This window comes from Psychrobacter sp. 1Y6, assembly GCF_052258385.2.
GTDB lineage: Bacteria > Pseudomonadota > Gammaproteobacteria > Pseudomonadales > Moraxellaceae > Psychrobacter.
This window is the reverse complement of record NZ_JBQQEW020000001.1, coordinates 3,085,401-3,098,292: the sequence shown is the minus strand read 5'-3', so window position 1 is coordinate 3,098,292 and position 12,892 is coordinate 3,085,401. Positions and strand designations below refer to the sequence as shown.

General features: G+C 42.0%; 8 protein-coding genes. All 8 read left to right on the top strand.

The features are described from left to right. Nucleotides 1–165: 165 nt before the first annotated feature. The 8 genes from sdhA to tagD all read left to right on the top strand — a co-directional run bounded on the left by sdhA (nt 166) and on the right by tagD (nt 12,850). A complete protein-coding gene (gene sdhA, locus ACTXGF_RS26625; protein ID WP_057757857.1) occupies nt 166–2,016 on the top strand; it encodes a succinate dehydrogenase flavoprotein subunit in 1,851 nt (616 codons plus the stop codon). A gap of 223 nt (nt 2,017–2,239) precedes the next feature. Next, nucleotides 2,240–2,950: a succinate dehydrogenase iron-sulfur subunit gene (locus ACTXGF_RS26620; protein ID WP_055123743.1), complete on the top strand. Its 711-nt coding sequence runs from the start codon at nt 2,240–2,242 to the stop codon at nt 2,948–2,950. Between the two features lie 913 nt (nt 2,951–3,863). After that, entirely contained in the window at nt 3,864–6,740 is a 2,877-nt protein-coding gene (locus ACTXGF_RS26615; protein WP_347162659.1) for a 2-oxoglutarate dehydrogenase E1 component, read from the top strand. 155 nt (nt 6,741–6,895) lie between these two features. Further along, a complete protein-coding gene (gene odhB / locus ACTXGF_RS26610) occupies nt 6,896–8,143 on the top strand; it encodes a 2-oxoglutarate dehydrogenase complex dihydrolipoyllysine-residue succinyltransferase (RefSeq protein WP_101204629.1) in 1,248 nt (415 codons plus the stop codon). Nucleotides 8,144–8,397: 254 nt separating this feature from the next. After that, on the top strand, nt 8,398–9,852 hold the full coding sequence (lpdA, locus tag ACTXGF_RS26605) for a dihydrolipoyl dehydrogenase (RefSeq protein ID WP_443533173.1): 1,455 nt from the start codon (nt 8,398–8,400) through the stop codon (nt 9,850–9,852). Nucleotides 9,853–10,010: 158 nt separating this feature from the next. Then, nucleotides 10,011–11,177: an ADP-forming succinate--CoA ligase subunit beta gene (sucC, locus tag ACTXGF_RS26600; RefSeq protein ID WP_057757869.1), complete on the top strand. Its 1,167-nt coding sequence runs from the start codon at nt 10,011–10,013 to the stop codon at nt 11,175–11,177. Nucleotides 11,178–11,327: 150 nt separating this feature from the next. Beyond that, nucleotides 11,328–12,203, top strand: a complete 876-nt coding sequence (gene sucD / locus ACTXGF_RS26595; protein ID WP_101204626.1) for a succinate--CoA ligase subunit alpha — start codon at nt 11,328–11,330, stop codon at nt 12,201–12,203. Between the two features lie 257 nt (nt 12,204–12,460). Next, complete coding sequence (gene tagD, locus ACTXGF_RS26590) at nt 12,461–12,850, top strand: glycerol-3-phosphate cytidylyltransferase (RefSeq protein WP_443533176.1); 390 nt, start codon at nt 12,461–12,463, stop codon at nt 12,848–12,850. Nucleotides 12,851–12,892: the final 42 nt, after the last annotated feature.

Here is a 12,892-nt window from a genome sequence, read left to right as displayed (position 1 = left end):
TCAGTATAACGATAGATATGCAAATTAAGTGGTTAATGATTATTGAGACTCTTTATTTTATAAGCGTAGAAATGGCCAAATAGTAAGCCTTTATAGCTGTAATAGAGATGTCTTAAAAAGTCTTTGATTTACTTTTACGCATTAACAGGCATTAGGAAAACCGTAATGGCAACTAGACAAGACAATACCATTAGTAATATCAAGACCTTAAACTACGATGCAGTTATCGTTGGTGGCGGCGGCTCAGGTATGCGTGCTTCATTGCATTTAGCGGAAGCAGGCATGAAGGTTGCAGTCCTTACCAAAGTATTCCCAACGCGTTCGCACACAGTTGCCGCTCAGGGTGGTATCGGTGCAAGTTTGGGCAACATGAGCAATGACAACTGGCACTTTCACTTCTATGATACCGTTAAAGGTTCAGATTGGTTAGGTGACCAAGACGCTATCGAGTATATGTGCCGTGAAGCGCCAAAAGTAGTTTATGAGCTTGAGCACATGGGCATGCCGTTTGACCGTAACGAAGACGGTACGATCTATCAGCGTCCGTTCGGTGGTCATACGTCTAACTATGGCGAAAAAGCAGTACAACGTGCTTGTGCCGCTGCTGACCGTACAGGTCATGCACTATTACATACGCTATATCAGAAAAACCTAGAGCAGGGCACTGAGTTCTTTATCGAGTGGATCGCCCTTGATTTGATCAAAGACGAAGCTGGTAACATCAACGGTGTCGTCGCACTTGAGCAAGAGACTGGTACGATTGCAGTATTCCAGTCACCAATTACTGTCCTAGCGACAGGTGGTGCTGGTCGTATCTTCGCAGCTTCTACCAATGCTTATATCAATACTGGTGACGGTATTGGCATGGCAGTACGTGCTGGTATTCCATTACAAGATATGGAGTTCTGGCAGTTCCACCCAACTGGTGTCCATGGTGCAGGTGTACTATTGACTGAAGGTTGCCGCGGTGAAGGTGCTATCTTGCGTAACAAAGATGGCGAAGCATTCATGGAGCGTTATGCACCAACCGTGAAAGACTTGGCACCACGTGATCTCGTATCGCGCTCAATGGACCAAGAAATCAAAGAAGGCCGTGGTTGTGGCCCTAATGCTGACCATATCGTAATGGATATGACGCATCTAGGTGTTGAAACCATCATGAAGCGTCTACCATCAGTATTTGAGATTGGTAAAAACTTCGCCAATGTTGACATTACTAAAGAGCCAATTCCAGTAATCCCAACCATTCACTACATGATGGGCGGTATTCCAACCACTATTCATGGTCAAGTGATTGTACCGGATCTAGAAGCAGGTACGGATGAAGACGGCCTATATGCTAAAGGCAATGTGGTTAAAGGTCTTTATGCAATCGGTGAGTGTGCTTGTGTAAGTGTACATGGTGCCAACCGTCTAGGTACGAACTCTCTACTAGATCTATTGGTATTTGGCCGTGCAGCTGGTAAGCACATCGTTGATGAGTTCCATCATGCAGATCATAACTATAAGCCACTTGATCCACGCGTCCTTGATTTTACAGTGAAGCGTTTAGACAAATTACAACAGTCTACTGAAGGCTACAACGCTCAAGACGTAGCTGATGAGATTCGTGCTACGATGCAAAAACACGCTAGTGTATTCCGTACGCAAGCGATGATGGACGAAGGCGTTGAGAAGATTCTAGCGCTAGGTGAAAAAATCGACAAGATCCATCTTGGCGATAAATCACAAGTGTTCAACACAGCACGTATTGAAGCATTCGAAGTTGCTAACTTGTATGAAGTAGCCAAAGCGACAATGATATCTGCAGCGAAGCGTCATGAAAGCCGCGGCGCGCACAGTGTATCTGACTATGATCGTCCAGAAGATGATGATTACGCACCTAACGGTCGTAATGACCACGATTGGATGAAGCATACTTTATGGTACTCTGAAGGCAATCGCATCATTTATAAGCCAGTACGTAAAGTGCCATTAACCGTTGATTATATCGAACCAAAAGTTCGCGTCTACTAATTCTAGACTGCATACTTTATATATAGTTGATAGATAACAGCAGTGTTAACGTTTTATCCCTTATTAATTTATTAAAAAGGTGACCGCCAGCTACATGCTCATGCCAGCGCTACGACGCTATTAATTGGTATCCGATATTGGTTATCAGTACTGATTAATAGCTAGCGCAAATATGTTGCAATCTTTGTATGCCCGCCATCACCTACGTGTGGAGTTTAGCATTATGAGCCGAGGTACTCGCACCATCGAAATCTATCGCTACGATCCTGATCTGGACGCAGCGCCACGCATGCAAACTTATACGATTGAGCTACTTGATTCAGATCGTATGTTGCTTGACGTACTATTACGCCTAAAGAAAGAAGATGAAACACTTACTTTCCGTCGCTCTTGCCGCGAAGGTATTTGTGGCTCTGACGGCATGAACATCAATGGTAAGAACGGTTTGGCATGTCTAATCAACATGAACACGCTACCAGAAAAAGTAACGGTTCGTCCGCTACCTGGTTTGCCAGTGGTTCGTGACTTGGTTGTCGATATGAACCAGTTCTATGAGCAGTATGAAAAAGTACATCCGTACTTAATCAATGATCAGCCAGCACCGCCAACAGAGCGTTTACAGTCACCTGAACAGCGTGAAAAACTGAACGGTCTATACGAATGTATTCTATGTGCTTGTTGTTCAACCAGCTGCCCATCTTTCTGGTGGAACCCTGATAAGTTCTTAGGTCCATCAGCATTACTGCATGCTTATCGCTTCGTTGCTGATAGCCGTGACGGTGATACTCAAGCACGTTTAGCTCGCTTAGACGATCCGTTTAGCTTGTTCCGTTGCCGCGGTATCATGAACTGTGTATCAGTTTGTCCAAAAGGATTGAATCCAACCAAAGCGATCGGTCATCTACGTAATATGTTGATTGACCAAGCTGGTTAAGCATAAGTAATTGATCTTTATAGTTACTATACGAAAAACACCACCTATTCATTAGGTGGTGTTTTTGTTAGTTAAAAAGCTGATATATAGGTTTACTACTTTTATAGCTAACTTGTCATTTAAAAATATAATGAATTTAGCCTATTAAAAAATAGGTATTAAATGATTTAAGAGTAAAACTGTATGGTCAATACGTTGGTTGTATGTAAGAAGAAATAATATATAGACAATCACCCTATATAATCGAATATAGACATAGTCGAATTTTGGTATAATTGTATTTGGTATTTAATGAGATGCTCAAAGTGTCTTTTTTGGCGCTTAATATGTGTCGTTTGAACAGATTATGACATTATCAGGCTAAAATACTATGCGCACAATGATTATGCGTTTATAATTGATGATAGATATTCATTACATAAATACCTAGTATTGAACAAACAAACTATGTCGCAAAAAATGGGCATGATAATCTATACAGCAATGTATGTCTGTCTGAAAAGGCAGAATTTATCAGCAAATTTAGGGTAATTCAGCATCAATAACCAGTTGATAGGTTAGCTGAAAATATAATTATCTATTAATAGCTTATCATTAATGGATTGGTTATGACTCAAAGAAGTATATATAAATTAATGTTGTGAAACGAGCTAGATAAGAAAACTGAGCGTTCACAAATAGTTTTATTTTTAGACGGGTATTGCAATAAGACTTGTTACCACTATTTAGCATCACTTGCTCTTGTAGACAATGACAGCAATATTCTATGGTGATGGCAATACTTAGGGATAAAAGTGTTTTATCGAATAGTATTTAACAGGATATGACACATTGTCTAACTACCTGAGCATACAACGACTGACACAATAATAAGCACGATTCCATTCATTTATCTATCAAATAGACGATTATTATGAATAGTATAACCAAAGAAAAATCTGGCCAAGTACATACCGAACTGGCTGCCGATAACGCCAACTATATAGAAGCTCTCTACGAGCAATACCTAACAGACCCTGATAGTGTTGATACTGACTGGCAAACGTACTTTGAACAGTATAAGTCGCAGAACGATGCTCAGCATAACGCTATCAAAGATCAGTTCTTACTACTTGCTCGTAATCAAACGGCAAATAAAAGTAGCAGTACTGATACCGACTCTAGCAGCTCTGCCAACTGTGATCCTAAGCAGATGGGCGTACAGCAACTAATCTCAGCATATCGTCGTCGCGGTCATCGCCGTGCTAAGCTTGACCCTTTAGATTTGCATCCACGTGCAGAAGTAGAAGATTTGACGCTTGCTTATCATAATTTGTCAGAAGCTGATCTCGATACCGTATTCCCAACCAATGATTTAGTCATTGGTAAAGATGAAGCGACATTGCGCGAAATCATCGAAATCATGGAACGTGTTTACTGTGGCCATATCGGTGTCGAGTACATGCATGTTACCACCAGTACCGAAAAACGCTGGATGGAAGAATACCTAGAGACCAATCTAGGCTATATCAAATTCGACAAAGAAAAACGTTTATCTATTCTTGAGCGCTTGACCGCTGCTGAAGGTTTAGAAAAATACCTTGCTCGTAAATATACGGGTGTTAAGCGTTTTGGTTTGGAAGGGGGCGAGAGCTTCATTCCTGCTATCAATGAAATCATTCAACGTGCTGGTGGTTATGGCACAAAAGAAATGGTCATTGGTATGGCTCACCGTGGCCGCCTAAACCTACTAGTCAACATCTTAGGTAAAAACCCTGCAGACTTGTTTGATGAGTTTGATGGTAAAGTACAGCCAGAAAAAGGCTCAGGTGACGTTAAATACCACAATGGTTTTTCATCTAATGTGATGACACCAGGTGGCGAAGCGCATTTGGCTTTAGCATTTAACCCATCGCATCTTGAAATTGTCGCGCCAGTACTACAAGGCTCAGTACGTGCCCGTCAAGTACGCCGTAACGATCAGCCACTACTAGACAATACTGGTGGTAATTCAGTATTACCTATCGTGATTCATGGTGATGCCGCTTTTGCTGGTCAAGGTGTGGTTCAAGAAACCTTCCAAATGTCACAAACCCGTGCTTATACCACTGGCGGTACTGTGCATATCGTGATCAATAACCAAGTTGGCTTTACTACTAGCCGTCAAGAAGATGTTCGTTCAACTGAATATTGTACTGACGTTGCCAAGATGGTTCATGCTCCTATCCTACATGTAAACGGTGATGATCCTGAAGCAGTCGTATTTGCCGCTCAGTTAGCATTAGATTATCGTCATAAGTTTGATAAAGACATCATCATTGATTTGTTCTGCTATCGTCGTAATGGCCATAACGAGGCAGATGAGCCATCTGCAACTCAGCCATTGATGTACGCTGTTATCAAGAAACTTCCAACTACTCGTACTTTGTATGCGCAGAAGCTTATCGCAGAAGGTATCTTGAATGCCGAAGAAGAGAAACAGTATGAAGATGACTATCGTGAGTCGTTAGACCGTGGTGATTATGTTGTTAGCTCATTGGTTCAAGAGCCTAACGAACAGTTATTTGTAGATTGGAAACCTTATCTAGGTCATGACTTGGTTGATGACTGGGATACCAGTGTTGATATCGAAAAGCTGAAAGGTTATGGACGCCGTATGGCCGAAATGCCAGAAGGTTATAAGCTACAACGTCAAGTTCAAAAAGTTGTTGAGCAGCGTCTAGCGATGCAAACGGGCGAAGAGCCTCTTAACTGGGGTGCGGCTGAGACATTGGCTTATGCATCATTGGTCGATAACGACGGCGTACTAGTACGTATTACTGGTGAAGATGTTGGCCGTGGTACTTTCTCACATCGTCATAGTGAAATATACAATGTCAATGATGGTAGCATGTATGTACCGTTGTCTCATTTAAGTGAGAACCAAGCACGCTTTGCTACTTACAACTCATTGTTGTCAGAAGAAGCGGTACTAGCTTTTGAATATGGTTACGCGACCACTGTACCGAACGCATTGATCGTTTGGGAAGCACAGTTTGGTGATTTCGTTAACGGTGCTCAGGTTGTGATTGACCAGTTTATCTCAAGCGGTGAGACCAAATGGCAACGTGTTTGTGGTTTGACGATGTTGTTACCACATGGCTTTGAAGGTCAAGGTCCTGAGCATTCATCTGCACGTCTAGAGCGTTTCTTACAGTTATGTGCTGAAGACAATATGCAGGTCATTACCCCAACGACTCCTGCGCAAATTTATCATGCATTACGTCGTCAGGCAGTACGTCCTATCCGTAAGCCATTGATTGTTATGTCACCAAAGAGCTTATTACGTCATAAGCTAGCGACTTCTAATCTAGAAGAGCTTGCTAATGGTAAGTTTGAGACAGTATTGCCAGAGATGGACGATCACAACGCAGATAAAGTGACTCGTATGGTGCTGTGTGGTGGTAAGGTTTATTACGATCTGTTAGAGCAGCGCCGCGCATTGGGTCTTGATCATGTGGCTATTGTTCGTATTGAGCAATTGTATCCATTGCCAGAGACTCGCTTAATCGCTGAAATTGAGAAATATAGTAATCTAGCTGAAATCGTATGGACGCAAGAAGAGCCATTGAACCAAGGCGCTTGGTACTACTTAGCACCGCATATGTTCCGTATTGTCGTACCGCATCCAACCAAAGCAAAAGTCATGGAGCCAGTAGCGCGTCCTCCTAGTGCAGCCCCTGCAACAGGATCACCGAAACTGCATGCTCAACAACAGCAAGCACTCATTGCTGGTGGCCTTGGCATAAGTGTTGATGAATTAGCTCAGTAACACCTTGTCTAATCAAAAGATTATAGAAGATAAATGAATCAGGCGATGACAGTCAGTGCTTTTTAATAAAATATAAGCAAAGTTATTAGAAAATTACTGACTGCCTATCACGACTTAATAATAAGTATGAATATCCAAATCTAAGGAGTATATCGATGGCTGACATCAAAGCCCCCGTTTTTCCAGAATCGGTTGCCGATGGCACAATCGTTGAGTGGCATGTCACTGAAGGTCAACAAGTTAATCGTGATGACCTATTGGCTGAAATTGAAACTGATAAAGTTGTATTAGAAGTTGTGGCACCTGATGATGGTGTATTGACCAAAATCGTAAAGCAAGTTGACGATACTGTATTGTCTGATGAGCTTATCGCTCAGTTTGAAGCCGGTGCAAGTGCTGGTGCTAGCGCAGAAGAAGCGCCAGCAGTAGATCCAGACCAACCAGCTGCGCCAGTTCAAGCAAAACAAGCTGCTGATGGTGGCGAGCCTGTTCAAGCAACAGATAAGAAAGGCGAAGCTGATCATAAAGATCAAAGCCCAGCAGTTCGTAAAGCAGCAAAAGAGTCAGGCGTAGATCCTAAAGAAGTTGAAGGTAGTGGCCGCGGTGGTCGTGTAACCAAAACTGATATGGCTAATCCAACATTGAAATCAGACAGCAGCATCAAGTCTGATAGCGGCCGTCCTGTTGCTGAATCAATGGGCGAGCGTACTGAAAAACGTGTTCCAATGACTCGTCTTCGTAAGCGTGTTGCTGAGCGTCTACTATCAGCATCACAAGATACAGCGATGTTGACGACGTTTAACGAAGTGAACATGAAGCCATTGATGGACATGCGCGCTAAGTACAAAGAGAAGTTTGAAAAACGTCATGGCGTACGTTTAGGCTTTATGTCGTTATTCGTAAAAGCAGCGACAGAAGCGCTAAAACGCTTCCCAGCAGTAAACGCTTCACTAGATGGCGATGACATTGTTTATCATGGTTTCTATGATATCGGTGTAGCAGTATCTTCAGATCGTGGCTTGGTTGTTCCAGTATTACGTGATACTGATCGCATGAGTATGGCTGACGTTGAAAGCACAATCCGTGAGTTTGGCGGTAAAGCACAGCAAGGTAAGCTTGGTCTAGAAGACATGACTGGCGGTACGTTCACTATCTCTAACGGTGGTGTATTTGGTTCATTGATGTCAACACCTATTCTGAACCCACCACAAACTGCTATCCTAGGTATGCATGCTATCAATGACCGCCCAATGGCAGTCGATGGTAAAGTTGAAATCTTACCAATGATGTACTTAGCACTATCTTATGACCATCGTATGATCGATGGTAAAGAAGCAGTACAGTTCTTGGTAACTATCAAAGAATTGGTCGAAGACCCTGCAATGCTACTACTAGACCTGTAAGCTTTTAAGCTTGTATTGGCAACCGCTGATACAAGCTTTTTAACTTTGGTATAGATAATGATTTTTATGAATCAGCGATTACTTGATGCGCTGATAACTGTATTTAAATGAATTTAATAATGGTGATTTGCTATTGATAAGTGAATCTATCTCATTGACATAGTGTATTAACTGTTCAGTGTAGATAATGCTGATCTATCAGCGAGATAACAACCAGTTTAAATGACACATACAATTAAAAATAGGAACGTACTATGAAAGACAATTATGATTTAGTCGTCATCGGCGGCGGTCCTGGTGGTTACGAAGCAGCTATTCGTGCAGGCCAGCTCGGTATGAGTGTTGCTTGTATCGAAAAGCGCGTTTATAAAGGCGAGCCAGCACTTGGTGGTACTTGCTTAAACGTTGGTTGTATCCCATCAAAAGCCCTACTTGACAGCTCACATCGTTACGAAGCTACTAGGCATGACCTTGACGAGCACGGTATCAGTACTGGTGACGTTGCTATCAATATCGAAAAAATGATAGAGCGTAAAGAAGGTATTGTTAAGCAGTTGACTGGCGGTGTTGCAGCGTTGCTAAAAGGCAATGGCGTTGATTGGCTACAAGGATGGGGTACTTTAGTTGACGGCACGGGCACTGACAAAAAAGTCAAATTTACTGCTCTAGAAGACGAAAGCGAAACGACGATCACTGCTAAGAATGTTATTCTTGCGGCAGGTTCTGTGCCTATCGAGATTCCTGTTGCCAAAACTGACGGCGACCGTATTGTTGATTCAACTGGTGCACTTGATTTCACTGAAGTACCTAAGCGTCTAGGCGTTATTGGTGCTGGTGTTATCGGTCTTGAGCTTGGTTCAGTATGGCGTCGTCTAGGTGCAGAAGTAGTCGTATATGAAGCACTTCCTAGCTTCTTAGCTGCTGCTGACAAAGACATCTCAAAAGAAGCTGGCAAAATGCTGAAGAAGCAAGGTCTTGATATCCGTGTCGATACCAAAGTAACCAATGCTGAAGTACAAGGTGACCAAGTTGTCGTCACTAGCGAAAGCAAAGGCGAATCGAGCGAGGAGAGCTTTGATAAGCTAATCGTTTGTGTTGGTCGTCGCGCTTATTCTGAAAAACTGCTTGGCGATGATAGTGGCATCACGTTGACTGAACGTGGCCTTATCGATGTCAATGACCAGTGCAAAACCAATCTTGATGGCGTTTATGCTATCGGTGATTTGGTCCGTGGTCCTATGCTTGCGCATAAAGCAATGGAAGAGGGCATGATGGCTGTTGAGCGTATTCATGGCGAAAAACCTCAAGTTAACTATGACACTATCATCAATGTCATTTATACTCACCCAGAAATCGCATGGGTAGGTTTGACTGAGCAAGAAGCCGAAGAAGCTGGCTATGAAGTTAAAACAGGTTCTTTCAACCTAGCTGCTAACGGTCGTGCATTAGCGCAAAGTGAAGCGCAAGGTTCTGTAAAAGTAGTTGCTGATGCGAAGACAGATCGTCTATTAGGTATGCATGCTATCTCTGCTGGTGCTGGTGATATCGTCCATCAAGGTATGATCGCGATGGAATTTGTTTCTAGTATTGAAGATTTGCAGTTGATGACATTTGCTCATCCAACTATTTCAGAAGCAGTGCATGAAGCTGCTCTATCTGCAGATGGCCGTGCTATTCACGCTATCCAGCGCAAAAAACGTAAGAAATAAGTAGTTGCTCGTTTAGTTATTATCGATTTACAACCTGATTGGGGTATCGCTATTTTGGTGATGCCACAATCATGAGTGCGTCAGACGTATGATTAATATGTATATGTGCGCACTTGATTTCACTTTTTATTAATTGTAAAAAATAAAGGATACAATCAATGAATTTACATGAGTATCAAGCAAAAGAGCTATTAAAAAGCTACGGTTTGCCAATTCAAGAAGGCATCATCGCTCATAACGGCGAAGAAGCTGCTGCAGCTTTTGATAAAACCCCAACTGACATTGCGGTCATCAAAGCGCAAGTACATGCTGGTGGTCGCGGTAAAGCTGGTGGTGTAAAGCTAGTTAAAACTCGTGAAGAAGCTAAACAAGTTGCTGAAGAGCTGATCGGTACTAACCTAGTAACGTTCCAAACTGATGCTGATGGTCAGCCAGTAAACTTTGTATTGGTTGCAGAAGATATGTATCCAGTACAAACTGAGCTATATCTTGGCGCAGTCGTTGATCGTGCAACTCGTCGTGTAACCTTCATGGCATCTACCGAAGGTGGCGTAGATATCGAAGAAGTAGCACACAGCACTCCAGAAAAAATCTTCAAAGTAAATGTTGATCCTTTAGTAGGTTTAATGCCTTTCCAAGCGCGTGACGTTGCGTTCAAACTTGGTCTAGAAGGCAAGCAAATTAACCAGTTCGTTAAATTGATGACTGGCGCTTATAAAGCATTTGTTGAAAACGACTTTGCTCTAATGGAAATCAACCCATTAGCTGTTCGTGAAAATGGCGAAATTGTTTGTGTTGATGGCAAAATCGGTATCGATTCGAACGCGCTATATCGTCTGCCAAAAATCGCAGCGCTACAAGACAAGACTCAAGAAAATGAGCGTGAGCTTAAAGCTGCTGAATTTGACCTAAACTATGTTGCTCTAGAAGGTAACATCGGTTGTATGGTTAACGGTGCTGGTCTTGCAATGGCGACCATGGACATCATCAAATTGTATGGCGGCAAGCCTGCTAACTTCTTGGACGTTGGCGGCGGCGCAACTAAAGATCGCGTTGTTGAAGCGTTCAAAATCATCCTAGAAGACAGCAGTGTTGAAGGCGTTCTAATCAACATCTTCGGCGGTATCGTACGTTGTGACATGATTGCAGAAGCTATTATCGCTGCTATCAAAGAAGTTGACGTACAAGTACCAGTTGTTGTTCGTTTAGAAGGTAACAACGCTGAGCTAGGCGCACAAATCCTAGAAGAGTCTGGTCTGAAATTGATTTCAGCTCAAGGTTTATCTGACGCGGCTCAAAAAATTGTCGATGCTGTTAAAGCGTAAGTCTTTAAACATAAGTGTTTAGAGATAAACGCTTAGGCATAGTAGTCAAATCGTAATAGCGGTTTTTATAATAAAAATTGGTTATCAAAATTTGATAACGATAGTTATGAAGACCACTGTTACAAGACAACCGAATACAAGGAAAATATAATGAGTGTATTAATCGATAAAGATACCAAAGTATTGGTACAAGGTTTTACTGGTAAAAATGGTACGTTCCATTCTGAACAAGCCATCGAATATGGTACAAAAGTAGTTGGTGGTGTGACTCCAGGTAAAGGCGGTCAAACGCACCTAGGTCTACCAGTATTCAATACCATGGCGGAAGCCATGGAAGCGACTCAAGCTGACGCATCAGTAATCTATGTACCAGCACCATTTGTACTAGATTCTATCGTTGAAGCAATCGATGCTGGCGTTAAGTTGATCGTTGTGATCACTGAAGGCGTACCTACTATCGATATGCTAAAAGCAAAACGCTATCTTGAAGAAGCTGGCGACGTACGTTTGGTTGGTCCTAACTGCCCAGGCGTTATCACTCCAGGTCAGTGCAAAATCGGTATCATGCCAGGCCATATCCATCAGCCAGGTAAAGTGGGCATCATCTCACGTTCTGGTACATTGACTTACGAAGCTGTAGCTCAAACTACTAAGCTTGGTTTTGGTCAGTCAACGTGTATCGGTATCGGTGGTGATCCTATCCCTGGTATGAACCAGATTGACGCACTGAAACTATTCGAGGCTGATCCACAGACTGAAGCTATCATCCTAATCGGTGAGATCGGTGGTACTGCTGAAGAAGAAGCTGCTGCTTATATCAAAGACCATGTAACTAAGCCAGTTGTTGGTTATATCGCTGGTGTTACTGCTCCGGAAGGCAAGCGTATGGGTCATGCTGGCGCTATCATCTCTGGTGGTCAAGGTACTGCTGAAGAGAAATTCAAAGCGTTTGAAGATGCTGGTATCGCGTATACACGTGACCCATCTAAACTTGGCGATAAGCTAAAAGAAGTTACTGGTTGGTAAAACGGGCAAAAGCCTATTAACTACTAAAACTCTATTGAAATATCGAGAAGGCACCCCTACAATGGGGTGTTTTTTTTGTTTGAAAAAACTATTTAGTATTGAAATTGAACTCATATATAGTCAATTCTCTATAAATTGGGTATGGTGTCAGTCTCGCTCAGTCTACTACTTGTAGTACTTTTACTCGGCTTCCTTGTATCCAAATTATATTGAACCGACTATACTCTATGTTCATTCTAATAAAAGGTATTACTAATATGATCAAAGTTTTAACATATGGTACATTTGATTTGTTACATCATGGACATATTCGGCTTTTAGAACGTTCTAGATCATTAGGTGATCACTTAACAGTAGCAGTCTCGACTGATCAATTTAATTTGGGCAAGGGTAAGATGTGTGCTTACACTTATGAAGAAAGAATACATATCTTACGAGCTATTCGATATGTAGATAATGTTATTCCCGAAACAAACTGGGAACAGAAAATTGATGATGTAAAGAATCATAATATTGATATCTTTGTGATTGGTGATGACTGGGAAGGTGAGTTTGATTTTCTTAGAGAATACTGTCAAGTTTTATATTTGCCCAGAACGCCTGACATCTCTACTACGCAAATTAAAGAAATGTTATCAAATAAATAAAGCTGATAAGATATACTTTTTAATACATTTAAATAATATTTT